This is a genomic window from Jiella avicenniae (assembly GCF_021390325.1).
GTDB lineage: Bacteria > Pseudomonadota > Alphaproteobacteria > Rhizobiales > Rhizobiaceae > Jiella > Jiella avicenniae.
In genome coordinates this window covers 18,491-41,164 of record NZ_JAJUWU010000021.1, presented here as the reverse complement: position 1 = coordinate 41,164, position 22,674 = coordinate 18,491, and the positions used below count along the sequence as shown (strand labels likewise).

General features: G+C 66.8%; 22 protein-coding genes and 1 tRNA gene. 11 read left to right on the top strand and 12 right to left on the bottom strand.

Translation table 11 applies throughout. The annotated features are described in order from the left end of the window. Window positions 1-165: 165 nt before the first annotated feature. The 6 genes from LZD57_RS19405 to LZD57_RS19380 all read right to left on the bottom strand — a co-directional run bounded on the left by LZD57_RS19405 (window position 166) and on the right by LZD57_RS19380 (window position 5,094). Complete coding sequence (locus LZD57_RS19405) at window positions 166-684, bottom strand: hypothetical protein (protein ID WP_233721236.1); 519 nt, start codon at window positions 682-684, stop codon at window positions 166-168. A gap of 28 nt (window positions 685-712) precedes the next feature. Then, window positions 713-1,774 (bottom strand): sulfate/molybdate ABC transporter ATP-binding protein, encoded by a 1,062-nt coding sequence (locus LZD57_RS19400; protein WP_233721235.1) that lies wholly within the window; start codon window positions 1,772-1,774, stop codon window positions 713-715. A 25-nt stretch (window positions 1,775-1,799) separates the two neighbouring features. Further along, window positions 1,800-2,690 (bottom strand): sulfate ABC transporter permease subunit CysW, encoded by an 891-nt coding sequence (gene cysW / locus LZD57_RS19395; protein ID WP_233721234.1) that lies wholly within the window; start codon window positions 2,688-2,690, stop codon window positions 1,800-1,802. Continuing rightward, on the bottom strand, window positions 2,680-3,531 hold the full coding sequence (cysT, locus tag LZD57_RS19390) for a sulfate ABC transporter permease subunit CysT (RefSeq protein ID WP_420844836.1): 852 nt from the start codon (window positions 3,529-3,531) through the stop codon (window positions 2,680-2,682). Before cysT ends, cysW begins: the two co-directional genes overlap by 11 nt. A gap of 9 nt (window positions 3,532-3,540) precedes the next feature. After that, window positions 3,541-4,554, bottom strand: a complete 1,014-nt coding sequence (locus LZD57_RS19385; RefSeq protein ID WP_233721232.1) for a sulfate ABC transporter substrate-binding protein — start codon at window positions 4,552-4,554, stop codon at window positions 3,541-3,543. 84 nt (window positions 4,555-4,638) lie between these two features. Continuing rightward, on the bottom strand, window positions 4,639-5,094 hold the full coding sequence (locus LZD57_RS19380) for an RrF2 family transcriptional regulator (RefSeq protein WP_233721231.1): 456 nt from the start codon (window positions 5,092-5,094) through the stop codon (window positions 4,639-4,641). Window positions 5,095-5,474: 380 nt separating this feature from the next. Here LZD57_RS19380 and LZD57_RS19375 point away from each other — a divergent pair, with 380 nt between their 5' ends. Continuing rightward, window positions 5,475-5,762 (top strand): hypothetical protein, encoded by a 288-nt coding sequence (locus LZD57_RS19375; protein WP_233721230.1) that lies wholly within the window; start codon window positions 5,475-5,477, stop codon window positions 5,760-5,762. A 72-nt stretch (window positions 5,763-5,834) separates the two neighbouring features. Here the strand turns inward: LZD57_RS19375 and LZD57_RS19370 are convergent. The 4 genes from LZD57_RS19370 to LZD57_RS19355 all read right to left on the bottom strand — a co-directional run bounded on the left by LZD57_RS19370 (window position 5,835) and on the right by LZD57_RS19355 (window position 8,179). Then, window positions 5,835-5,911, bottom strand: a tRNA-Pro gene (locus LZD57_RS19370). 96 nt (window positions 5,912-6,007) lie between these two features. Next, entirely contained in the window at window positions 6,008-6,442 is a 435-nt protein-coding gene (locus LZD57_RS19365) for a Fur family transcriptional regulator (RefSeq protein WP_233721229.1), read from the bottom strand. Then, window positions 6,439-7,260 (bottom strand): metal ABC transporter permease, encoded by an 822-nt coding sequence (locus tag LZD57_RS19360; protein ID WP_233721228.1) that lies wholly within the window; start codon window positions 7,258-7,260, stop codon window positions 6,439-6,441. Before LZD57_RS19360 ends, LZD57_RS19365 begins: the two co-directional genes overlap by 4 nt. After that, window positions 7,253-8,179 (bottom strand): ATP-binding cassette domain-containing protein, encoded by a 927-nt coding sequence (locus LZD57_RS19355; RefSeq protein WP_476733808.1) that lies wholly within the window; start codon window positions 8,177-8,179, stop codon window positions 7,253-7,255. Before LZD57_RS19355 ends, LZD57_RS19360 begins: the two co-directional genes overlap by 8 nt. 88 nt (window positions 8,180-8,267) lie before the next feature. Between LZD57_RS19355 and LZD57_RS19350 the strand changes: the two genes are divergently transcribed. The 7 genes from LZD57_RS19350 to LZD57_RS19320 all read left to right on the top strand — a co-directional run bounded on the left by LZD57_RS19350 (window position 8,268) and on the right by LZD57_RS19320 (window position 16,115). Next, entirely contained in the window at window positions 8,268-9,401 is a 1,134-nt protein-coding gene (locus LZD57_RS19350) for a zinc ABC transporter substrate-binding protein (RefSeq protein WP_233721226.1), read from the top strand. Window positions 9,402-9,658: 257 nt separating this feature from the next. Beyond that, a complete protein-coding gene (locus tag LZD57_RS19345; RefSeq protein ID WP_233721225.1) occupies window positions 9,659-11,023 on the top strand; it encodes a substrate-binding protein in 1,365 nt (454 codons plus the stop codon). Between the two features lie 201 nt (window positions 11,024-11,224). Then, window positions 11,225-12,238, top strand: a complete 1,014-nt coding sequence (locus tag LZD57_RS19340) for a branched-chain amino acid ABC transporter permease (protein WP_233721224.1) — start codon at window positions 11,225-11,227, stop codon at window positions 12,236-12,238. A gap of 105 nt (window positions 12,239-12,343) precedes the next feature. Further along, window positions 12,344-13,471: a branched-chain amino acid ABC transporter permease gene (locus LZD57_RS19335; RefSeq protein WP_233721288.1), complete on the top strand. Its 1,128-nt coding sequence runs from the start codon at window positions 12,344-12,346 to the stop codon at window positions 13,469-13,471. A gap of 13 nt (window positions 13,472-13,484) precedes the next feature. Further along, window positions 13,485-14,246, top strand: coding sequence for an ABC transporter ATP-binding protein (locus LZD57_RS19330; protein WP_233721223.1), 762 nt, complete (start codon window positions 13,485-13,487; stop codon window positions 14,244-14,246). Beyond that, window positions 14,243-15,007 (top strand): ABC transporter ATP-binding protein, encoded by a 765-nt coding sequence (locus tag LZD57_RS19325; RefSeq protein WP_233721222.1) that lies wholly within the window; start codon window positions 14,243-14,245, stop codon window positions 15,005-15,007. The genes LZD57_RS19330 and LZD57_RS19325 overlap by 4 nt, the downstream gene beginning before the upstream one ends. Before the next feature lie 142 nt (window positions 15,008-15,149). After that, complete coding sequence (locus LZD57_RS19320; protein WP_233721221.1) at window positions 15,150-16,115, top strand: sugar-binding transcriptional regulator; 966 nt, start codon at window positions 15,150-15,152, stop codon at window positions 16,113-16,115. Window positions 16,116-16,135: 20 nt separating this feature from the next. On the opposite strand, the gene mtnA is transcribed toward LZD57_RS19320, so the two are convergent. Further along, window positions 16,136-17,242: an S-methyl-5-thioribose-1-phosphate isomerase gene (mtnA, locus tag LZD57_RS19315; RefSeq protein ID WP_233721220.1), complete on the bottom strand. Its 1,107-nt coding sequence runs from the start codon at window positions 17,240-17,242 to the stop codon at window positions 16,136-16,138. Next, entirely contained in the window at window positions 17,239-18,540 is a 1,302-nt protein-coding gene (mtnK, locus tag LZD57_RS19310; RefSeq protein WP_233721219.1) for an S-methyl-5-thioribose kinase, read from the bottom strand. The genes mtnA and mtnK overlap by 4 nt, the downstream gene beginning before the upstream one ends. 159 nt (window positions 18,541-18,699) lie before the next feature. Between mtnK and LZD57_RS19305 the strand changes: the two genes are divergently transcribed. Genes LZD57_RS19305 through LZD57_RS19295 form a run of 3 tightly spaced genes read left to right on the top strand, consistent with a single transcriptional unit; the run spans window position 18,700 to window position 22,365 of the window. Next, window positions 18,700-20,259, top strand: a complete 1,560-nt coding sequence (locus tag LZD57_RS19305) for a sugar ABC transporter ATP-binding protein (protein ID WP_233721218.1) — start codon at window positions 18,700-18,702, stop codon at window positions 20,257-20,259. Further along, the gene (locus tag LZD57_RS19300; protein ID WP_233721217.1) at window positions 20,256-21,245 is read left to right on the top strand and encodes an ABC transporter permease; all 990 of its coding nucleotides are present in this window, start codon (window positions 20,256-20,258) and stop codon (window positions 21,243-21,245) included. The genes LZD57_RS19305 and LZD57_RS19300 overlap by 4 nt, the downstream gene beginning before the upstream one ends. A 52-nt stretch (window positions 21,246-21,297) precedes the next feature. Further along, window positions 21,298-22,365, top strand: coding sequence for a substrate-binding domain-containing protein (locus tag LZD57_RS19295; protein ID WP_420844835.1), 1,068 nt, complete (start codon window positions 21,298-21,300; stop codon window positions 22,363-22,365). Window positions 22,366-22,674: the final 309 nt, after the last annotated feature.

The window sequence follows — 22,674 nt, the reverse complement described above, 5'->3', positions numbered from 1 at the left end:
TTCCTTCTCGCGCGCTGGTGTCCAATGAGACGCGGGACAGGAAGCCAGTCATGCTACGGGCAATGCAAGAGGCACCGCCGACACATCCTTGCTGCCCACAGTTCGTTGGGGTGCGGCGGCGGAGTTTCTTGCGGCAAAGCGGTCTGTCTGCTCACCCGAGGCGTCTCAGCGATTCCGCGGCCAAGGGGCCCCGGCAAGCGACGCCCCGATCTCGCGGCGGACGGTCCCCAGAACCCTTTCCGGTTCGAATGGGAGCCAGCCGTGACGGCTGGCGATGGCGCGGCAGCAGGTGTCGCGCGCCTCGCGGGCGGCGGACGACAGGGGCGCCGTGTCGTGCGAGACCCGCCACCTGGCCGCAGCCAGCTCGGCGAAGAGAAAGACGTCGATCTCGACCCTGGAGAGGCGGCCGAACCGCCGCGGCAGCACGACGAGGCGGCACCGTGTCTGCGTCAGCGTCCTGCCGCAATGCCACAAAAGGTAGTTGCGCGGCTCGGCAGACCGGATCCTCCAGCCCGTTTCGGCCATGCCTGCCGCCAGACGGGCGACGGTCGGATCGACAGGGCGATCGGGCTTCCATGGGGTGGTGGTGAGAGAAAGAAGGAGGCGGCCGCCGACGGAAAGGTCCGTTCCGTCCATCGCGGCTGGCATGGCGAGCGAGGTGGAAATGTCCCGTCCCTCCCGCATCCCGTCCCTCCCGCAACGGCCACGTCGTCTATGCGGGAAACACCTGCCACTTGCGTGGCCGCAGGCCGACATGGCCGACAAAGCTGCGCTGGTCGTCGGCCGGCAGCTCGATCTCCAGCCGGTCGCGCCCGGCCACCTCGACCTCGAGCATGCGGGCTCCGGCTGTCCGCCTGACGCCGGAGACGACGCCCGCGATGGCTCCCTCGCCGGCATCGACGACATCGAGATCGTGGGGCCTCAGGAAGAGCCTACCCGCCCCGTCGGGAGCGCCCTTACTCAGTATCCCCTTGGGAGCGGCGTTGCCAGCAATCTCGAGCGGGCGCTCATGCAAGAGGATGCTGCCGTCCTGGATGGTCACCGGCAATTCGTTCGAATCACCGATGAAGGAGAAGACGAAGGGCGTCGCCGGACGGTCGTAGATCTCGTCGGGGGTGCCGACCTGTTCGATCCGCCCCTGGCTCATCACCACCACCCGGTCGGAGAGCTCGAGGGCTTCCTCCTGGTCGTGGGTGACGAACACCGTGGTATGGCCGGTCCGGTCGTGAAGCTCGCGCAGCCACCGGCGCAGCTCCTTGCGCACCTTGGCGTCGAGAGCGCCGAAGGGTTCGTCGAGGAGCAGCACCTGCGGCTCGATCGCCAGCGCCCTCGCCAGCGCCACCCGCTGGCGCTGGCCGCCGGAGAGCTGGGACGGATAGCGGTTGTCGAGGCCGGGCAACTGGACGAGGTCGAGGAGGTCCGAAGCCCGCCTTCGGATCTCCTGCGCCGACGGCCTCGTCCGCCGATCCCGCACCTTCAGGCCGAAGCCGATATTGTCGGCGACCGTCATGTGCTTGAACAGGGCGTAATGCTGGAAGACGAAGCCGACGTTCCGGTCCTGAACGCTTTTGCGCGAGGCGTCCTCCGACCCGAAGAAGATCGAGCCAGACGTTGGAAATTCGAGCCCGGCGATCAGCCGGAGGAGCGTCGTCTTGCCCGAGCCCGAGGGGCCTAGCAGGGCGATCAACTCGCCCGAGCGAATGTCGAGCGAGACGTCGTGGAGGGCGGGATATCGGTCGAATTCCTTGCGGAGGCCGCGGACGCTGATCTGCATGGGAAAACCTTCGTGCCTCCGCCGCCTAGTGCCCGCGGACGGCCTTGAGGCCGTCGGCATGGCGCCATTCGAGGAAGCTCTTGATGGAAAGGGTGACGAGCGCCAGCAGCGCCAGCAGCGAGGCGACGGCGAAGGCCGCCGAGAAGGAGTATTCGTTGTAGAGGATCTCGACATGCAGCGGCATCGTGTTGGTCAGCCCGCGGATGTGGCCGGAGACGACGGAGACGGCGCCGTATTCGCCCATCGCCCGGGCGTTGCAGAGGAGGACGCCGTAGAGCAGCGCCCAGCGCACATTGGGCAACGTCACCAGCCAGAAGGTCTTCCAGCCGCTGGCCCCCAACGAGATCGCTGCCTCCTCGTCGCCGCTTCCCTGCTCCTGCATCAGCGGGATCAGTTCGCGGGCGACGAAGGGAAAGGTCACGAAGATCGTCGCGAGCACGATGCCGGGCACCGCGAAGACGATCTCGATGCCGTGCCGGGCGAGCCAGGGGCCGAGAAAGCCCTGGCTGCCGAACAGAAGCACGTAGACGAGGCCCGAGATCACCGGCGAGACCGAGAACGGCAGGTCGATGAGGGTGATCAGAAGGTTCTTGCCCTTGAACTCGAACTTGGCGATGGCCCAGGCGGCGGCGAGACCGAAGACGAGGTTGCACGGCACGGCGATCGCCGCGACGAGGAGCGTCAGCCGGATCGCCGCGACCGCGTCGGGTTCGACGAGGGCCTCGAAATAGACGCCCACGCCGCTGCGGAACGCCTCGACGAAGACGGCGACCAGGGGGAGGACGAGGAAGAAGCCGAGAAAGGCCAGCGCAACCCCGATGAGCGTCCACTTGACGGCGGGGGATTCGGCCGTCGGGGAGCGCCAGGGTGCGGCGGCCACGGACGGGTGGATGTCGAGCGACGCCTCAAGCGCCATGGCCGAACCTCCTGCGGCTCCATGCCTGGATGAGATTGATGATCAGCAGCATCGTGAACGACACGCCGAGCATGAGCGCGGCGACGGCCGTCGCGGCGGCGTAGTTGAACTCCTCGAGGCGGATCACGATCAGCAACGGCGCGATCTCCGAGACGTAGGGGATGTTGCCGGCGATGAAGATCACCGAGCCGTATTCCCCCACCGCCCGCGCCAGGGCCAGCGCATAGCCGGTGAGGAGAGCCGGCAGCAGCGCCGGCAGGACGACCCGCAGGAACGTGTGCCGACGCGTCGCCCCGAGCGTGGCGGCGGCCTCCTCGACATCGCGGTCGAGATCCTGGAGCACCGGCTGCACCGTTCGGACCACGAAAGGCAGGCTGACGAAGGTCAGCGCAACGATCACGCCGAGCGGCGTGTAGGCGACCTTGAAGCCGAGCGGCGTCAGAACCTGCCCCACCCAGCCGTTCGGCGCGTAGAGCGAGGTGAGCGCGATGCCCGCCACGGCGGTAGGCAAGGCGAAGGGCAGATCGATGACGGCATCGACGAGACGCCGCCCCGGAAAGTCGTAGCGGACCAGCACCCAGGCCAAGAGCAGTCCGAAGACGACGTTGATGCTGGCCGCGCCGAGCGAGGCGAGGAACGACAGCCTCAGCGCTGCGAGCGTCCGCGGGTCGGTGGCAAGCTGCCAGAAGTCGCTCCAGCCGAGGCCGGCGGCGCGCAGGGCGAGCGCCCCCAGCGGGATCAGCACCACGATCGACAGATAGAACAGGGTGAAGCCAAGCGCCGGCCCGAAGCCCGGGACGACGCTTTGCTGCTTGAGCCTCGGGAGGACGGCTGCGGGCATCGACATGGTCTACTGGCCGGGCTTGTAGATCTGGTCGAACACGCCGCCATCGGCAAAGAAGCGCGGCTGCGCCTTCTTCCAGCCGCCGAAGTCGTCGATGGTGGCGAGTTCGAGCTCCGGGAAGCGCTGCATGTCCGACGGGTCGGCGAGTTCCGGCTCGAACGGGCGGTAATAGTGTTTGGCCGCGATCGTCTGCCCCTCCTTGGAGTAGAGGTAGTCGAGATAGGCCTTGGCGACCTCCGTCGTCCCCTTCGCCTCGGCATTCTCGTCGACGAGCGCGACGGGCGGCTCGGCCTTGATCGAGATCGAAGGGACGACGATCTCGAACTGGTCGGGGCCGAGTTCCTCAAGCGCCAGGAACGCCTCGTTCTCCCAGGCGAGCAGCACGTCGCCGATGCCGCGCTGGACGAAGGTCGTGGTCGAGCCGCGGGCTCCGGTGTCGAGCACCGGCACGTGACGGTAGACCTGCCCGACGAATTCCTGCGCCTTGGCCTCGTCCCCCTCGAAGTGCCTTTCCGCCCATGCCCAGGCGGCGAGGAAGTTCCAGCGCGCCCCGCCCGAGGTCTTCGGGTTCGGCGTGATCACCGCGACGTCGTCCTTCACGAGGTCGCCCCAGTCCCGGATCGCCTTGGGGTTCCCCTTGCGCACCAGGAAGACGATCGTCGACGTATAGGGGCAATTGTTGTTGGCGAGACTGCCGCGCCAGTCCGCCGGGATCTTGCCGGTCTTTTCGGCGATCGCGTTGATGTCCGCCTCGAGCGCCAGCGTGACGATGTCGGCGTCGAGACCGTCGATCACCGCCCGTGCCTGCGCACCGGACCCGCCATGCGACATGCGGACGGACACCGCCTCCTTGCCTTCCGCCTCCCAATGCTTGGCGAAGGCCGCGTTGAAATCGCGATAGAGCTCCCTCGTCGGATCGTAGGAGACGTTCAGGAGCGTGGTCTGTGCGCCGGCCGAACCGGCCAGGAGCAGCGTCGCCGCAGCAGCGCCGAACAGGCTTCGTCGAGAAAGGATGATCATACCCCGTAATCCTCACCAGTTTGATCGAGTATCTTTATCTCGACTGACTTGGTAGGCTTTGTCAACTGGGTTTTCGACCAGCTTCTAGCCGGTCGCCTCGATCTCGTCATCGATGATCGGAATGGGCCCGGGACGCCGGAGCGAATCGGCGATCGTCGTGCGGTCGAGGACGTCCCGGGCCGAGGTCGCGACCCGCGCGAAGACCCGGCGGATCTCGCAATTCGTCTCGCTCTGGCAGTCGTCGCAGCGCCGATAGGCGATCCGGCTGAGGCAAGGGAGCGGTGCGATCGGACCGTCGATCAGCCGCAGCACCTCCCCAAAGGTGATCGCGTCGGCCGGCTTCAGGAGGGCATAGCCGCCGAGCTTGCCGCGGCGGCTGTGGACGATGCCCACGCGCTTCATGTCGAGCAGGATCTGCTCGAGAAACTTGCGCGGGATCTTCTGCCGCTCGGCGATCTCAGACGTCGTCATCGCATCCTCCTCGCTGGTCGCCAGCGCAACGAGGGCCCGCAAGGCATATTTGGCTTTTTGGCTGATCATGAGAGAGAGTTTATACTGTTTCCGACGGAGTTAGTAGACATAAAAGGCCTCGTCTGGAGAGGCCACCATCACTTGCGTCGGGCGCCCACCGACGCCGGCCTGCTCTCGCCGGCTGCGGAGCACCAGTTACGATCGACGAGATTGCAGGCCGGACGGACGCGGTCGTCGCGGATCGTCGTCCGAGCCGAGCGACAGCGGCACGACTGGTCGACGTCGAGGCGACGACTGGTGGAGCGAGATCGTGAGTGCGCTCCCAGAGTGCCTCGACGGCATCCGACGCCGCCAAGGCGTCGTAGTCATCGCCGCCTGCAACGACGCGAGCAAGTCGGATCCTGCGCTCATCCGCAGCGGCGGGCTATAGGAAGGCTCTGTCGCGGGCAATGGACGACATCTTCGGAGAAGGCCATGGCTATGTTCGCCCCCTGTTCCGGCACACAGCAGCGAGCCGGCTGATCTGGTCCGGCGAAAAGCTCGATGAGATCGCGAACCACTCGTCGATGTCGATTGAGATGTTGATCCGGACATACGGCCACGACCATCCAGAGGCCGAGATGGCGGTCGTGCGGGCGTTCACCGAGGGAAGCGCCGGTCACAGGAAGGGGCGGTCAAGTCGCGAACGTGGTCTCGAGTCGCCGACGAAGGTCGCGTGCTTTCCGCCGGCGGAATGAGGTTTCCGCCGCAGTTTCCGCCGCATCGTCCGAGGCTATTTCGGGAAATTCGGGCTAAGCCCTTGAGAAAGCTGGTCGGAGTGGCAGGATTCGAACCTGCGACCCCCTCGTCCCGAACGAGGTGCGCTACCAGGCTGCGCTACACTCCGTGACCTGCGGCGCGGTATATAACGGGGCCTTTCCCGGACCGCAAGCATGCGATGGCGATTCCTGAAAATTCCTCGTCCGGCCGGCTCCGACCGGCCTCAGACGCCGGCTTCCACGGCTTCGCCGGCCGCCGCGCGTTGGCGGCAGAGGCTGCACAGGCCGGAAATCTCCAGCGTCGTCGTTCTGGTCAGGAAGCCTTCTGCCTCGGCCCAAGCGCTGAAGCGGTCCTCGATCTTCGAATCGGAGAATTCCCAGACCCCGCCGCAGGTCTCGCAGATCGCGAAGGCCACCATCTCCTCACCGCCATGCTCGTGCGGATGCGAGCAGGCGACGAAGGCCTTGAGACTGTCGAGCCGGTGCACGAGGCCGGTCTCCAGCAGCTTGTCGAGGGCGCGATAGACCTGCAGCGGCGCCCGGAACCCCTCGCCTCGCAGACGATCGAGAATGGCATAGGCGCTGAGCGGCTCGACGGCGGCCGTGAGAGTCTGGAGCACCAGGGTCTGGTTGCGGGTCAGGGCCGGCTTGGCGGTCATGGCGCCCCCTCCTCCGTCGTTCTGCGGCGCGCAAGTCTCGGCAGCGGCAGCAGCGCCAGGAGAAACAGCATCAGCGCGGCGACGACGATCGAGGGGCCGGACGGGGTGTCGTAGCCGAGCGAGAGATAGAGCCCGCCGGTCGACGCCATCGCGCCGACGACGGCGGCGACCAGCGCCATCGTTTCCGGCGAGGTGGCGAAGCGTCGCGCCGTCGCTGCCGGGATGATCAGCAGCGCGGTGATCAGGAGGATGCCGACGATCTTCATGGCGATGGCGATGACGAAGGCCAGAAGCAGCATGAAGGCCGCGCGCGCCAGTTCCGGCGACTGTCCCTCGGCGCTCGCCAGTTCGGCGTTCACCGTTCCGGCCAGAAGCGGCCGCCAGAGCAGGAACAGCGCCGCGCCGACGACGGCCGAGCCGCCCCAGATCGCCGCCAGATCGGCTCGCGTGACCGCCAGGATGTCGCCGAACAGATAGCCGAGGAGATCGACCCGCACCCATGGCATGAAGGCGAGCGCCACGAGGCCGATCGCCAGCGTCGAATGGGAGAGGATGCCGAGCAGCGAATCGGTCGAGAGCCCGCCCCGCCGCTGCAGGAGGATCAGCGCCAGCGAAACGACGGCGGCGATCAGAAAGACCGCCGGCAGCGTCGCCCATTCGAAGGCCAGCGCCAGCGCGATGCCGAGCAGCGCCGAATGGGCCATGGTGTCGCCGAAATAGGCCATGCGCCGCCAGACGACGAAGCAGCCGAGCGGGCCGGCGATGACGGCGATGCCGAGGCCGGCGAGCAGCGCGCGGGTGAAGAAGTCGTCAAGCATGATGGTCCTCCACGGCGCGTGCGTCGGCTTCGTCCGCGTCGCCGGGCCGGCCGGCCGCGTCGGCCTCCCGGGTCGTGCCATGCGCGTGACTGCACGGTCCGTCCCCGTGGCGATGGCCATGGGCGTAGCCGTCGCCGTCATCGTGATCGTGACGAGCCGGGTAGCTGATCTCGCCGCCCGGCAGATGGGTATGATCGTGGTGGTGCCGATAGACGGCGAGAGCCTCCGCGGCGCGATCGCCGAAGAGCTGCCGATAGGCCGGCGAGGCCGCGACCGAACTCGGGCTGCCCTCGCAGCAGACATGGCCGTTGAGACAGATCACCCGGTCGGTCTTCGCCATGACGACGTGCAGATCGTGGGAGATCAGGAGAACCGCGCAGCCCTCGCTGTCCCTCAGCTCCGAAATCAGCTCGTAGAGCGCGATCTCGCCGGAGAAGTCGACGCCCTGCACCGGTTCGTCGAGGACGAGGAGATCCGGCCGTCGCAGCATGGCGCGGGCGAGCAGCGCCCGCTGGAACTCGCCGCCCGACAGGTCGTGTACCTGCGCCCTGGCCAGATGGGCGATGCCGACCCTGTCGAGCGCCGCCTCGACGGCGCCCGCGCCCGCTTTCGTCGTCAGCGTCATCATCCGCGCGACCCGCATCGGCAGCGAGCGGTCGATGGCGAGCTTCTGCGGAACGTATCCGACGACGAGGTCGCGGGCGCGATCGACCCGGCCGGAGTCTGGTTTCAGAATGCCGACGGCGGTCTTCGCCGTCGTCGTCTTGCCGGAGCCGTTCGGCCCGATCAGCGTGACGATCTCGCCCGGCCGGATCACGAGATCGACGCCTTGCACGAGCCAGCGGCCCGAGCGGGACACACCGACGCCGCGCATGTCGATCAACGGTTGGGCGCGGGGGCGGCTCATCGGGTCTGTCATTTTCGAATGGTCCGTTTCTGGCCTTGCTATGCCATGCGTTATAGCATAACGCAAACGATGTAATGATATAACATTGGAGTCACAAGCGATGCCACATCCGCGAAACCTCGTCGAACCGGTCCGAGCTCGGGCGCGGACCTCCGGCCGGACACGACGCGGCGCCAGGGCGACGACGCCAAGTGCCGGCAAATCGCGCCCCCCGGAGGCCGGCGGCGGCTTTCTGGCCGCGAAGGCCTTCGTCGCCGCGCTGATCGCCGGCCTCGCCCTCGCCTCGCAGTCCGCCGAGGCCCAAGAGGCACCCAAGGTCGTCGCCTCGATCAAACCGGTGGAATCGCTCGTCTCGGCGGTCATGCAAGGGGTCGGCAAACCCCATCTGATCGTCGAGGGTGCGGCCTCCCCCCATACGGCGGCGTTGAAACCGTCCGACGCGAGCGCCCTGTCCGAGGCGCAGGCGATCTTCTGGATCGGACCGCAGCTCGAGAACTTCCTGGTCAAGCCGATCGGCTCGCTCGGCAGCGATGCCCGGATCGTTCCCCTCTGGGACGCCGAGGGCGTCGAGAAGCTGAAGGCACGGTCGGGCGCGATGTTCGAGCCCGACGACGACCACGATCACGGCACGGCCGAAGACGACCACGAGAAAGGCGCCAGCCACGAGCACGAAGCCGGCGAATCCGCGGATCACGACCATGATCACGGTGAAAGCGGCGTCAACGAGCACGTCTGGCTCGATCCGGAGAATGCCGTCGCGATGACGAAGGCGATCGCCGCGACGCTGTCGGACGTCGACCCGGCCCATGCGGCCACCTATCGCGCCAATGCAGACGCCTATGTGGAGCGCTTGAAGACGCTGGAAGAGGACGTTCGCGCCAAGCTGCAGGATGCTCCGAAAAAGCCCTTCGTCGTCTTCCACGACGCCTATCAATATTTCGAAGAGCGGTTCGGCGTGCCGGCGGCCGGCGCGATCACCGTCAGCCCCGAGCGGGCGCCCGGCGCGGCGCGGATTCGCGAGATCAAGGACAAGCTCGAAAGCGTCGGCGCCGCCTGCGTTTTCACCGAACCGGAATTCGAGCCGAGCATCGTCGCGACGGTCACCGAAGGCACGTCGGCGACGGTCGGAGTTCTGGACCCCCTGGGTGCCGACCTGCAGGACGGCCCCGATCTCTACCCCACCCTCATCGGGAACATAGCGCAGGGGTTGAGTGACTGCTTCCGTCGCCAATGACCGAGCGGCCCGCCGACCGTCTCCAGTCACCGTGACTTTCACATCAGCAGTTACAAGAATTATTGCGCTGCGGGACAATCTTCCGCAGCGCACTGGCGTTCTGCACCGGCAGCTTCGGCGCCCATTTCTTTAGTCCAAAGTATTATAGCTTGAATTCGTCCCCTCGTAGACGATAGGCACGAATAGGTGATGGTCCCGATGCGGGAGGAGACGGCTCGCGGCCACCACTGTTCGGCTTTCAATTCGGGAGGAGAAGCATGGCTATTGATACGTCGGCCTGGAGCCGCCGCAGACTTCTGAAGACGGGCGCCGCCCTCGGTGCCGGTCTGGCGACCCCGCACTTCTTCGTGCGCAATGCCTGGTCGCAGGATCAGGCCTTCTGCAACAATCCGACCGGCGGCAACGTCGTTCTCGGCTTCAACGTCCCGCAGTCCGGCCCCTATGCCGACGAAGGCGCCGACGAGCTGCGGGCCTTCCAGCTGGCGGTCCAGCATCTCAACGGCGAAGGCGACGGCGGTCTCGTCAAGACGCTGCAGCCCTCCAGCCTCAAGGGCAACGGCATCCTCGGCAAGAAGGTGACCTTCGTCACCGGCGACACCCAGACGAAGTCCGATGCCGCAAGAGCTTCGGCCAAGCGCATGATCGAGGCCGACAAGGCGATCATGATTTCCGGCGGTTCGTCCTCGGGCGTCGCGGTGGCCGTGCAGTCGCTCTGCCAGGACATGGGCGTCATGTTCATGGCCGGCCTCACCCACTCCAACGACACCACCGGCAAGGACAAGCGGCGCTACGGCTTCCGCCACTTCTTCAACGCCTACATGTCGGGCCAGGCGCTCGGCCCCGTCCTCGGCGAGGAATACGGCAAGGACCGCAAGGCCTATCACCTCACGGCCGACTACACCTGGGGCTGGACGCAGGAAGAATCGATCAAGAACGCCACCGAGGCGCTCGGCTGGGAGACGGTGCAGGCCGTGCGCACGCCGCTCGGTGCCGGCGACTTCTCGCAGTATCTGACGCCGGTGCTCAATTCCGGCGCCGACGTCCTGATCCTCAACCACTACGGCGGCGACATGGTCAACTCGCTGCGCCAGGCCGTCACCCAGTTCGACATGAAGAACAAGCAGGTGAACGGCAAGCAGTTCGAGATCGTCGTGCCCCTGTTCTCCGAACTCATGGCCCAGGGCGCGGGAGAAGCGGTCAAGGGCATCCTCGGCACCGCCAACTGGGACTGGAAGCTCGACAACGAGCCCTCCAAGATCCTCGCCAAGTCGTTCGGCGAAGCCTATGGCTCGCCGCCCTCGCAGGCGGCCCAGACCTGCTACGTCCAGACGCTGCTCTACGCCAATGCCGCCGAAAAGGCCGGCACCTTCTACCCGCCGGAACTGATCAAGGCGCTGGAGGACTTCGAGTTCGACGGCATGGGCAACGGTCCGACGCTCTATCGCGGCTCCGACCACCAGTGCTTCAAGGACGTGCTCGTCGTGCGGGGCAAGGAGAACCCGACCAACCAGTTCGACCTCATGGAGATCGTCAAGATCGTGCCGCGCGATCAGGTCACCTACGATGCGTCGATCTTCGGCGGTGATCTCGGCCCCTACGAGGTCAAGGGTTGCGCCGCCTGACCCTCGTCGACTGAAAAGCTGCGGGCGGGTGGCGGAAACGCCGCCCGCCCGGTCGCTCGAAATGACTCCGGCGGGACGCCGCACGACGACGCGCGGCGCGGCACCGGACCCCTCCCGGACAACCGGACATAGCCGACGATGCGGCGCGGCGACCGCCCCCGCACGACCCGGTCCCCGGCAGAAGGCTCACTGGTAGGCTCGATGGACGCCATCATACTTCAGATTCTCAACGGTCTCGACAAGGGCGGCGCCTATGCGCTGATCGCCCTCGGCCTGACGCTCATCTTCGGCACGCTCGGCGTCGTCAATTTCGCCCACGGCGCGCTGTTCATGCTCGGCGCCTTCTGCGCGGTGGCCTTTTCCAGGCTGCTGACGATTTCCGAGCGGGTCCGCGACGAAAGCGTCACCTTCTTCGAGGCCTACAAGGAGATTCCCTATCTGACGCTGTGGTACGGCGATACCGGCCAGGCCATCGTCGACTGGGCGGTGCCGCTGTCGATCCTCCTCGCCATTCCGGTCATGCTGCTCATCGGCTTTGCGATGGAACGCGGGCTGATCCGCTTCTTCTACAAGCGCAGCCACGCCGAGCAGATCCTCGTGACCTTCGGCCTCGCGATCGTCCTGCAGGAAATCGTGAAATACTTCTTCGGCGCCAATCCGATCCCGATGACCGCGCCGCCCGCACTGGCCGGCAGCGCCGACATCGGCGCCCTCTTCGGCATGTCGAACATCAGCTACCCGATGTGGCGGATCGTCTATTTCCTGTTCTCGCTCGCCGTCATCGCCCTCGTCTTCGCCTTCCTGCAGCTCACCACCTTCGGCATGGTTGTGCGCGCCGGCATGGCCGACCGCGAGACCGTCGGGCTCCTCGGCATCAACATCGGCCGAAAGTTCACCATCGTCTTCGGCATCGCCGCCGTCGTCGCCGGCCTCGCCGGTGTGATGTACACACCGATCCTCGCACCGAACTACCATCTCGGCATGGACTTCCTCGTCCTGTCCTTCGTCGTCGTCGTGGTCGGCGGCATGGGCTCGCTCGGCGGGGCGGTGATCGCCGGCTTCCTTCTCGGCATCCTGCAGTCGCTCGCCTCGATGACCGAGATCAAGGCGATCGTGCCCGGCATCGACCAGATCATCATCTATCTCGTCGCCGTCGTGGTGCTCCTGGTTCGCCCACGCGGCCTGATGGGCCGGCGCGGTGTCATGGAGGCCTGACCGATGAGCCAGAGTGTCATGACCCCCGACGAGAACTTGAGCAAGAACATGGGCCGAAGCCCGGCCGAGGGCCACGAGCCCAAGGGCGAAGGCCTGCGCGGCTTCATGAGTTCGAGCCGCAGCGACTATCTGCTGCTCGCGATCTTCGCGCTCGCCATCCTCACCATGCCGATCTGGCTCGCGCCGATCGGCGCCGGCTACCCGGACATCCTGCAGAAGTTCGCGATCTTCGGCATCTTCGCCCTCGGCTTCAACATCCTGTTCGGCTTCTCCGGCTACCTCTCCTTCGGCCACGCCGCATTCCTCGGCACCGGCTCCTACGCCGCCGTGTGGATGTTCAAGCTGTTGTCGATGAACGCGGTGATCGCGCTCGTCTTCGCCATCGTCGTCGCCGGCGTCTTCGCCCTTCTGATCGGCTATGTCAGCCTCAGGCGCTCGGGCATCTATTTCTCGATCCTCACCCTCGCCTTCGCGCAGATGTCCTACAATCTCGCCTATTCGGTGCTGACGCCGATCACCAACGGCGAGACCGGGCTGCAGGTCTCCGGGTCCGATCCGCGCATCCTCGATCATATGTTCGGATCGCCGTCGGGCCGCGGCGTGCCGGACTTCTTCGGCATCGAGCTGCAGGGTTGGCCAGGCTTCTACTTCTGCGCCATCCTGCTCATCCTCGCCTTCTTCGTGACGATGCGCATCCGCAACTCGACCTTCGGTCTGATGCTCTTCGCCATCAAGTCCAACCAGAACCGGATGAACTACACCGGCTTTGCGACGCGGCCCTATCTGCTCGCCGCCTTCGTCATCTCCGGCATGTATGCCGGTCTCGCCGGCGGCCTCCTCGCCGTCACCGACCCCCTCGCCGGCGCCGACCGCATGCAGTGGACGGCCTCGGGCGAAGTGGTGCTGATGACCATTCTCGGCGGCGTCGGGACGCTGCTCGGCCCGGTGATCGGCGCCGCGGTGATGAAGTATCTCGAACAGATCTTCTCCTCCTTCAACGAGGGCGTCCTGCACCGGACCTTCGACTTCCTGCCGCATGGGCTGCAGGAGTTCATGGTGACGATCACCAGCCCCTTCGTCGGCGAAGGCTGGCAGCTCACCCTCGGCCTGTTGTTCATGATCGTGGTGATCTTCCTGCCCGGCGGCATCATGGAAGGCGTGCGGCGCATCAGCCATCGCTTCCGCCGCGGCCGCGGCGAGACCAATGCCGCCCCCGCCCATGACGGCCACTGAGGATACCGCCCCGATGACCAGCGAAATTCTTTCGATCAAGGGCGTCTCGAAGCGCTTCGGCGGCCTGCGTGCCCTCGACGACGTCAATCTCGGCGTCCGCCAGGGCAGCGTCCATGCGATCATCGGCCCGAACGGCGCCGGCAAATCGACGCTCTTGAACTGCCTCGTCGGCCGGATCACGCCCGACGAAGGCTCCGTCACCTTCGACGGCGGTTCTCTGCTCGGGCACAAGCCGCACCAGATCAACCAGGCGGGCATCGCCCGCGTCTTCCAGACGCCGGAGATCTTCGGCGAACTCTCCGTGATGGAGAACGTCATGATCCCCGCCTTCGCGCGGAAGGACGGCGCCTTCCGGATCAACGCCTGGGGCCGGGCGCGCGAGCGCGGCGAAGTGCGCGACGAGGCCGAGCACATCCTCGACGACCTCAATCTTTGGTCGCAGCGCGATCAGATCGTCAATTCGATGTCGCGCGGCGACAAGCGGCGGCTCGAACTCGCCATGTGCCTCGTCCAGCATCCGAAGCTTCTGCTCTTGGACGAGCCCACCGCCGGCATGTCCCGCGCCGACACCAACAACACGGTCGATCTCCTGAAGAAGATCGCCGAGCGCGGCGTCACCAAGGTGATCATCGAGCACGACATGCACGTCGTCTTCTCGCTCGCCGACAAGGTCAGCGTCATGGCCCAGGGAACGGTGATCGCCGAAGGCACGCCCGAGGAAATCAAGGCGAGCCCGAAGGTCCAGGAAGCCTATCTCGGGGGAGCCCATCTATGAGCCAGACACTCGCCCGCCCCTCCGAAGCGCCGCATGCGTCGAGCGGGGCCGCCGCGAAACCGTTCTTTTCGGCGCGAAACATGCACGCCTATTACGGCGAGAGCTATATCGTCCAGGGCGTCTCCTTCGACATCCGCCATGGCGAGATCCTCGCCCTTCTCGGCCGCAACGGCGCCGGCAAGACCTCGACGCTCAGGACCATCGCGCGGGCCGGCACGCCGGAACTGAAGCAGGGCGAGATCTGGCTCGACGGCGAGGCGCTGCACGACATGCAGGCCTATCAGGCGGCGCGGGCCGGCGTGCAGCTGGTGCCGGAAGACCGGCGGATCATCCCGGGCCTCACCGTCGAGGAAAACCTCAAGCTCGCCCGCATCGAGCCGCCGGTCGGCTGGGATCTCGACCGGATCTACAGCCACTTTCCCCGGCTCGCCGAGCGGCGCAACCAGGAAGGCACGACCATGTCCGGCGGCGAGCAGCAGATGCTCGCGGTGGCGCGGGCTCTCGCCCGCGAGGTGAAGCTCCTCCTCCTGGACGAGCCCTATGAGGGGCTCGCCCCGGTCATCGTCCAGGAGATCGAGAAGATCCTCGAGGAGATCAAGGAGATCGGCATCACCACCATCCTCGTCGAGCAGAACGCCATCGCCGCCCTGCATCTGGCCGATCGCGCCATCATCCTCGACATGGGCGAAGTGGTCTTCGACGGCTCGGCCCGGGAGATCATCGACAACGCCGATCTGCGGATGGAATATCTCGCCGTCTGATCTTCCAGGCACACGCGGACTCGAGGCATCGTCCGATCCGGGCGAGGAGACCGGTCCCCTACCTCGTCGGAGTACTTGCGCCACGGTGGCCCGTGGTGGATGGTCGACATGACGTCAATGCGAGACCTGGATCGAGACGACGATGCCCCCGAGCGACGATCCGGTCCGCCGCGGTCGCGGCCGGCCGGTCGAGGACAGCCTCCTCGAAGCGGCTTGGCTCTACTATGTGGAGGAATGGAACCAGAGCCGGATCGCCGATCGGCTCGCCGTCTCCCGCGCCACGATCGTCAACTATCTGCAGCAGGCGCGCGAGCAGGGCTATGTCGAACTGAGGGTCGATCTGGCGGTGTTCAATCGCCAGCGTCTGTCGGCGGCCCTGCGCGAGCGTTTCGGTCTTGCCGCGGCGCTCGTGGTTCCGGGCCGGTCCGCCTCGCTTGCCGCCGTGGCGCTGGCCGCCGCCCGCTACTGTCCGGACCTCATCGAGGAAGGCGACGTCCTCGGCGTCTCCTGGGGGGAAACCATCTACGAGATGGCCGAGCGGATGCTGCCGCGGGTCATCGCCGATCTCACCGTCGTCCAGATGGTGGGCTCCATGCCCAGCCCCTACATCTTCACGTCGGAGGGCTGTTCGACCAACGTCGCCCTGAAGCTCTCCGGCCGGGTGATGAACCTCTATGCGCCGGCCGCCCTCTCCTCGCCTGAAGCGGCCGCGATCCTGCGCGAAGAACCCCTGATCCGTCAGCACTTCGCGCTGCTCGATTCGATGAGGAAGGCGATCTTCGCCGTCGGCTCGATGGATGCCGACAGCCACGTCGTCAGAAGCGGTATCGCCACCGTGGAGGACGTCGCGCACTATGCGCGGAACGGGGCCGTCGGCGTCCTCTGCGGCCGGTTCGTCGATGCCTTAGGCCGACACGTCGAAGGCCCGCTCGATGCACGGATGATCGGCGTGACGCCGGACCGGCTGGCCGGCCTTGCGGCCGGCATGCTGGTCGCCTCTGGGCCCGACCGCGCGCCGGCGATGCGGGGCGTCATGGCGGCGGGCTACGTCACCCATCTCGTCACCGACGAACCGACGGCCGAGGCCGTGCTCGATCTGCCCGAATGAGCCGGGCTTCGCGCCGGCCGTCAGGCCTGCTTTCGCGCGAGTTCGGGAAACAGCGCCGCGAGGCCGGCTTCGCTCGCCTCGCAGACGCCGCGCTCGGTGATCAGGCCGGAAACCAGCCGCGCCGGCGTGACGTCGAAGGCGTAGTTGGCGACCGGCGTCGTCTCGGGGGCGATCCGCACCCGCTCGACCACCCCGTGATCGCTCATGCCGACCACATGCGAGACCTCTTCGCCGCCGCGCTGTTCGATCGGGATCTCGGCGACGCCGTCCCGCACGGTCCAGTCGACGGTCGAGACCGGCAGCGCGGCATAGAACGGCACGCCGTTGTCGCGGGCGGCGAGTGCCTTCAGATAGGTGCCGATCTTGTTGCAGACGTCGCCCCGGGCGGTCGTGCGGTCCGAACCGACGATGCAGAGATCGACCATGCCGTGCTGCATGAGGTGCCCGCCGGCATTGTCGACGACGAGTGTGTGCGGCACGCCGTGATTGCCGAGTTCGAAGGCGGTCAGCCCGGCACCCTGATTGCGCGGCCGGGTCTCGTCGACATAGACGTGGATCGCGATGCCCTTGTCGTGGGCGAGATAGATCGGCGCCGTCGCCGTGCCCCAGTCGACGGTCGCCAGCCATCCGGCATTGCAATGGGTGAGGACGTTGACCGGTTCGCCCGGCGACTTTTCCCGAGCGATCGCCTCGATGAGCGCGAGCCCGTTCTCGCCGATCTGCCGATTGGTCGCCGCATCCTCGTCGCACATCCTCGCCGCGAGCGTCCAGGCCGCCTGCGCCCGATCCGACACCGGCAGCCGGCCGACTTCCTGGCGAACCCGGTCGAGCGCCCAGCGCAGGTTGATCGCCGTCGGCCGCGTGGCGTGGAGCGTGTCGTAGGCGTGTCCCAGAGCGGCGTCGGAGGGATCGCTCCGCAGCGCCAGCGCCATGCCATAGGCTGCCGTCGCGCCGATCAGCGGCGCGCCGCGCACCCACATGTCGGCAATCGCCTTCGCCGCATCGTCCAGCCGCGTCAGCCGAGCGATTTCGAGGGCGTGTGGCAGCTTCGTCTGGTCGATGATCTCGACGCAATCGCCGTCCTCGCCGGGCCAGATCGAACGGAAGTCGCGGTCGCCGATTCTCATAGCAGGTTCCTTTCGCGTCGGATCGCTCGGGCAAGGCAGCTGAGGCCGTAGATGTCGCCGAACGTCGTGCGGTTGACGAGAAGCTCGCGGCCCATCAGCAGCGCCTTCACCTCGCAGGCGGCCCGCCTGTCGGGATCGCCGATCGATTCCATGTCCTCGACATGGGCAAGCCCGACGAGGCGGCGAACCATCTTGGCGCCGGCGAAGCCGACCGCATCCTCGAACACCCCGCCGAGGAACCGATGCAGCCCGATCGTCGCCCCGGTCTCGTCGCCGGCATCTTCGAAGAGCGCGCGCGCATAGAGAATCCCCGTGCGCTCCTCGCGCCACAATCTGGCGAATGTCTCGGAAAACACCGACCAGACGTTTTCGGCCGTCTCCAGCAGCCATTCGCCGTAGGTATGCCGCTCGTCGGGACGGGCCTCATGTCCGTCCTGCGCGAAATAGGCCAGGAAGAGATTGGCGAGAAACGCGCCGATGTCGAAGCCCATCGGCCCGTAAAAGGCGAATTCCGGATCGATGACGCGGGTATCCGACCCCGTCACCATGACCGAGCCGGTGTGCAGATCGCCGTGCAGGAGCGCCTCGCTCTTCGTCGTGAAGCGATACAGCATTTCCTGAACGCCGACCTTCACCGCCCGGTCGCTTTGCAGGGCGCGGGCCGGTCCGTCGAGCTGCGGCCGGGTCCAACGGTTCAGCGGCGCGTCGAAATAGGGCTCGGTGAAGACGAGGTTTTCGGTGATCGCGCACAGTTCGACATTGTCGGCGAATAGCGCCATGTCGGCCTTCTTCTTCGCCTTGTCGAGATGAAAGTCGGAGCCATGAAACAGCGTTTCGGCGAGGAATATCCCCATGTGTTCGGCGAGATGGTCGAAGCGCTTGCCGGCGATCAGTTCCTTGCGGAGGATGACGTGGGGGGTCAGATACTCCATGACGATGAGCGCATTGAGCGCGTCGAAGTGGAACAGGCGCGGCAGCCGGTGGGGCTGGTGTGCCGCCTGACGGGTCAGGGCGTTCCACTCGAAATAGGCGCGCTCGAGCGGAAGCGGCCAGCTGTCGCCGACCAGCCGGACATAGGGAAGCGCCTGCTTGACCACCACGGCGCCGCCCGGCCCTTCGACGATGAAGACCAGATTGAGATTGCCGTCACCGACCTCGCGGGCACGCATCTCGCCCGGCGTCTTCGTCCCGAGTCTTTCCGCGACCTCCTCCTGACCGGCGACGTATTCCTTGACGCTGTCGACGTCGAACGCCCTGTAGGCGCGGCCTCCCGCCAGACTTTCTTCGCTCCTCGCCATCCTCCGAACCCTTCCGCTTCCGCCCCGGTGCATCGCAGTCTATCAATACCTTCGGCAGTCGGAGCGTCCATAGGCCTGACGTCCCGTTTTTCGATTGTCAATTGCTGTTGACTTAAAACACATTTGGCATACGGTCGCATCCGGGAGGATCGAGACGGCATGACCGTGGGAGAGACTGGCGCGTCGCCCGTGCTGGAAATCGCCGCGCTGGAGCGGGCGTTCGGGCAGAACCGTGTGCTGAAAAACGTCGACCTTGCCGTGTCGCCGGGCGAAGTTCTCGTGCTGATGGGCGCCAACGGCGCCGGCAAGTCGACGCTCGTCAAGATCATCGCCGGCGTCCTCGCACCCGGCGCCGGCCGTATGACGCTCGCCGGGCGGCCCTATCGTCCGGCTCGCCCGATCGACGCGGTCGCGGCGGGGCTCTCGGTCGTCCACCAGCAGATCAACGACGCCGTCGCGCCCGATCTGTCGGTCGCACAGAACCTGCTTCTCGACCGGCTGTGTTCCGGCCGGACCGGCGCGTTCTACTCGCCGCGCCGGGCGCGGCGCGAGGCGGAGGCGATCCAGGCGATCCTCGGCCTGTCGCTGCCGCTCGACCGGGCCGTCAGCGAGATCCCGCTCGCCGACCGCCAGCTCGTCGCCATCTGCCGGGCGCTCGCCGAAGACCCCAAGGTGCTCGTCCTCGACGAGCCGACCTCCTCGCTGTCGCAGCGCGAGGCCGAGCGGCTGTTCGGCATCGTCGAGATGCTGAAGGCCCGCGGCGTCGCCATTCTCTACATCACCCACCGGATGTCCGACATCCGCCGCCTCGCCGATCGGATCGTCACGCTTCGCGACGGTCGCATCACCGGCGAGTTCCGGCCGCCGCTGGACTACGAAGGCGCCGTGACGGCGATGCTCGGCGCACCGATCCAGCGCGGCGGCGAAACGATCCGCTCCGGGACACGTCCGGTCCTTTCCGTGGAGGACATACGCCTGACGAGCTGGTCGCGGCCGTTTTCCTTCACCCTCGACGCCGGCGAGGTGACCGCGATCACCGGCCTCGTCGGCACCGGCAAGAGCCGGCTCGCCGAAGTGGTCTTCGGCCTCGCCCCGGCCGCGAAGGGCCGGATGCGGCTGATGGGCGAGCCTTACGGCCCGCACGATTGCGGCGCGGCGATCGAGGCCGGCGTCTTCTTGGCCGCCAAGGACCGGGCGACGAGTTCGATCGTGCCGGGCTTTGACATTGCCCGGAACCTCTCGCTGCCGTTTCTGAGCCATCGCTCCCGGGCCGGCTTCGTCGATCGGGCGGGCGAGCGCCAGCGCGCGCGACGCACCATCGCCGACCTGTCGATCGTCTGCCAGGGCGAGGCCGACGACATGGCGACGCTCTCCGGCGGCAACCAGCAGAAAGTCGTCGTCGGCCGCTGGCTGGCGGAGCCGTGCAAGCTGCTGATCCTCGACGAACCATTCCAGGGCGTCGACATCAAGGCCCGCGGCGACATCGCCCGCCGGCTGCGCGAGACGGCCGGCGACCGCGCGACGCTCGTCCTGGTCACGGAGATCGACGAGGCGCTCGAGGTCGCCGACAGGATCCTCGTGATGTCCGATCACACCATCGTCGGCGACCACCGGACCGGGCCGGGCTTCGATCTGTCGCGCCTTCTCGCCGAGGTCGCCGGCGAGATCGATGTCGACCCCCTTCCTTCACCAGACCGTCTCGAAAGTGCCGCAGGATGACGATCGCCGCCCGTGACCTTTCCATCCGCTACGGGTTCTTCGTCCTCCTCGTCGCCCTGGCGCTGTTCTTCTACGTGGCGCAGCCGGCCTTCCTGTCCGTGCGCTCATTCGTCTTCGTCTTCCAATCGGTGTCGATCACCGCAATCCTCGCCCTCGGCGTGACCGGCACGCTGGTCGTCGGCGGCTTCGACCTGTCGATCGGCTCGGTCGCCGCCTCGTCGATGATGGCCGCCTCCTACGCCATGGTGATCTGGGGCTGGGGAACGGCCGAGACCGTTCTCCTGTGCATCGGTTTCGGCCTGCTCGCAGGGCTCCTCAACGGCCTCATCATCGTCTACGGCCGGGTGCCGGATCTCCTGGCGACGCTTGGAACGATGTTCCTCCTGCTCGGCCTGCAGCTCGTGCCGACCGCAGGCCGCTCGATCGCCCGCGGCATGACGCTGCCCGACGGCACGACCGCCTCCGGCAGCTTCGATGCGAGCTTCCTCGCCCTCGGGCGCGCCCGGCTGTTCGACGTCCTGCCCGTGTCGGTCGTCGTCATGCTGACGCTGGCGGTGGCGATCTTCGTCTTTCTGGAAAGCACCCGCTGGGGCCGGGTCATGTATGCCATCGGCTCCAACGAACAGGCGAGCCGCCTCGCCGGCGCGCCGGTCGCCCGCTACAAGATCGCCGCCTACATGATCTCCGGCGCCTTCGCCTCGATCGGCGGCATTCTTCTCGCCGCCCGCGTCGGGCGCGGCGACGTGTCTTCCGGCAACAATCTGCTGCTCGACGCCGTCGCGGCGGCGCTGATCGGCTTCGCCGTCCTCGGCGCCGCCAAGCCGAACGCCTTCGGGACGCTGATCGGGGCGCTGTTCGTCGGCATGCTCTTGCAGGGCCTGACAATGATGAATGCCCCCTACTACACGCAGGACGCGGTGAAGGGCGGCGTCCTCGTCATCGCCTTGCTCTTCACCTTTTCGCTGACGCGGCGCGCCGGGCGCTGACGCCGGACAATCCAGGGATCCGGCGGGAACGGCCGGGCCGTATCGGGAGGAAATGAACATGAATCTGACGATTGTCACGCGACGCCGGTTCGCCCGGCTGGTCATCGGCGGCGCCACGGCGCTGCTTCTCGGCGGTCTGCCGGCCTTCGGCCAGGATCGGCCGGCGCCCTTCGACAAGCCGGAGAACGTTTCGATCGCCCTCGTGCGCTATCTCTCGACCGGGGACTTCTTCCAGGCCTATCTCACCGGCGCCCAGGAACAGGCCAAGGCCCTCGGCGTCGAGCTTCGCGTCCTCGATTCGCGCCAGGATGCCGCGCTGCAGGCGGACATGGTCGACCAGGCGATCGCGCTCGGCGTCGACGGCATCGTCGTCCAGCACGGCCTGACGGAATCGATGACCGCCGCCGTCCAGCGCGCCGTCGACGCCGGCATCAAGGTCGTCGCCTTCGACGTCAATGTCGAGAACGACAAGGTCCCGCAGATCGAGCAGAGCGACCGCGATCTCGCCCGCCTCGCCCTGGAACAGGCGGTGAAGGACAATGGCGAAAGCTTCGAGGCGGCGTATGTCTACGTGCCCGGCATCGCGCCGCTCGACCGCCGCGACGAGACCTGGAAGAAGTTCAAGGACCAGTATGCCGGGATCGAGGAGGTCGCCCAGTTCGGCACCCTCGACAATCCGATCGCCAATTCCGTCGCCAACCAGGCCTCGGCCGTCCTCAGAGCCAACCCGGGCATCACCGTCGTCTTCGCGCCTTACGACGAATTCGCCAAGGGCGTGAAGATCGCCGTCGACGAGGCCGGGCTCAGCTCCGACATCAAGATCTACAGCGCCGACGTCTCCACCGCCGACATTCAGGCGATGCGAGAGGATCCGAGTGCCTGGGTGGCGACGGCCGCAACCAATCCGCAGCTGATCGGCGAAGTCTCCGTACGGGCACTGGCCATGCTGCTCGCCGGCGAGGACCCGGGCCACAACGTCGTCGTGCCACCGACGCTGGTGACGCGCGACATGCTTTTGGAAAACGACATCAACAACATGGAGCAGCTTTCGCAGAAACTGCCGCAATTCGCTGCGACCGACGTCGCCAAGCCCGAATGGATGCCGGCGGTCGGCAAGTAGGCGCAAGGCGGGGCCTGCCGCTCGTCACGGCGAATGGTGGTAGCGGGTCCCTGCGGCCGTGACAGGCGCGGATGGACCGCGCCGCCGGCATCCGAGCAATCGGCTGCCGGCGCGCGCACCTGAAGGGCAACCCGTGGGTCGTTTCTCGGGCGGAATGCCCGGCGCTTCGCGGCGCCTGTTCCGACGCGGAACTCGCTGACCGGACGATCTCCGAGCGGGCGTTGGCCCTCCTGCTCGCAGGGACGCTCGACGAATAGGCGGGCGGGCGGCCACCGGGGTGCGGACGTCGGTTCTCGCGTGGCGATCCCC

Excerpts from the sequence above, each read along its gene's own strand:
- LZD57_RS19405 (WP_233721236.1), bottom strand. The coding sequence starts at position 684 with ATGCGGGAGGGACGGGACATTTCCACCTCGCTCGCCATGCCAGCCGCG.
- LZD57_RS19400 (WP_233721235.1), bottom strand. The coding sequence starts at position 1,774 with ATGCAGATCAGCGTCCGCGGCCTCCGCAAGGAATTCGACCGATATCCC.
- cysW (WP_233721234.1), bottom strand. The coding sequence starts at position 2,690 with ATGGCGCTTGAGGCGTCGCTCGACATCCACCCGTCCGTGGCCGCCGCA.
- cysT (WP_420844836.1), bottom strand. The coding sequence starts at position 3,531 with ATGCCCGCAGCCGTCCTCCCGAGGCTCAAGCAGCAAAGCGTCGTCCCG.
- LZD57_RS19385 (WP_233721232.1), bottom strand. The coding sequence starts at position 4,554 with ATGATCATCCTTTCTCGACGAAGCCTGTTCGGCGCTGCTGCGGCGACG.
- LZD57_RS19380 (WP_233721231.1), bottom strand. The coding sequence starts at position 5,094 with ATGATCAGCCAAAAAGCCAAATATGCCTTGCGGGCCCTCGTTGCGCTG.
- LZD57_RS19375 (WP_233721230.1), top strand. The coding sequence starts at position 5,475 with ATGGACGACATCTTCGGAGAAGGCCATGGCTATGTTCGCCCCCTGTTC.
- LZD57_RS19365 (WP_233721229.1), bottom strand. The coding sequence starts at position 6,442 with ATGACCGCCAAGCCGGCCCTGACCCGCAACCAGACCCTGGTGCTCCAG.
- LZD57_RS19360 (WP_233721228.1), bottom strand. The coding sequence starts at position 7,260 with ATGCTTGACGACTTCTTCACCCGCGCGCTGCTCGCCGGCCTCGGCATC.
- LZD57_RS19355 (WP_476733808.1), bottom strand. The coding sequence starts at position 8,179 with ATGACAGACCCGATGAGCCGCCCCCGCGCCCAACCGTTGATCGACATG.
- LZD57_RS19350 (WP_233721226.1), top strand. The coding sequence starts at position 8,268 with ATGCCACATCCGCGAAACCTCGTCGAACCGGTCCGAGCTCGGGCGCGG.
- LZD57_RS19345 (WP_233721225.1), top strand. The coding sequence starts at position 9,659 with ATGGCTATTGATACGTCGGCCTGGAGCCGCCGCAGACTTCTGAAGACG.
- LZD57_RS19340 (WP_233721224.1), top strand. The coding sequence starts at position 11,225 with ATGGACGCCATCATACTTCAGATTCTCAACGGTCTCGACAAGGGCGGC.
- LZD57_RS19335 (WP_233721288.1), top strand. The coding sequence starts at position 12,344 with ATGAGTTCGAGCCGCAGCGACTATCTGCTGCTCGCGATCTTCGCGCTC.
- LZD57_RS19330 (WP_233721223.1), top strand. The coding sequence starts at position 13,485 with ATGACCAGCGAAATTCTTTCGATCAAGGGCGTCTCGAAGCGCTTCGGC.
- LZD57_RS19325 (WP_233721222.1), top strand. The coding sequence starts at position 14,243 with ATGAGCCAGACACTCGCCCGCCCCTCCGAAGCGCCGCATGCGTCGAGC.
- LZD57_RS19320 (WP_233721221.1), top strand. The coding sequence starts at position 15,150 with ATGCCCCCGAGCGACGATCCGGTCCGCCGCGGTCGCGGCCGGCCGGTC.
- mtnA (WP_233721220.1), bottom strand. The coding sequence starts at position 17,242 with ATGAGAATCGGCGACCGCGACTTCCGTTCGATCTGGCCCGGCGAGGAC.
- mtnK (WP_233721219.1), bottom strand. The coding sequence starts at position 18,540 with ATGGCGAGGAGCGAAGAAAGTCTGGCGGGAGGCCGCGCCTACAGGGCG.
- LZD57_RS19305 (WP_233721218.1), top strand. The coding sequence starts at position 18,700 with ATGACCGTGGGAGAGACTGGCGCGTCGCCCGTGCTGGAAATCGCCGCG.
- LZD57_RS19300 (WP_233721217.1), top strand. The coding sequence starts at position 20,256 with ATGACGATCGCCGCCCGTGACCTTTCCATCCGCTACGGGTTCTTCGTC.
- LZD57_RS19295 (WP_420844835.1), top strand. The coding sequence starts at position 21,298 with ATGAACATGAATCTGACGATTGTCACGCGACGCCGGTTCGCCCGGCTG.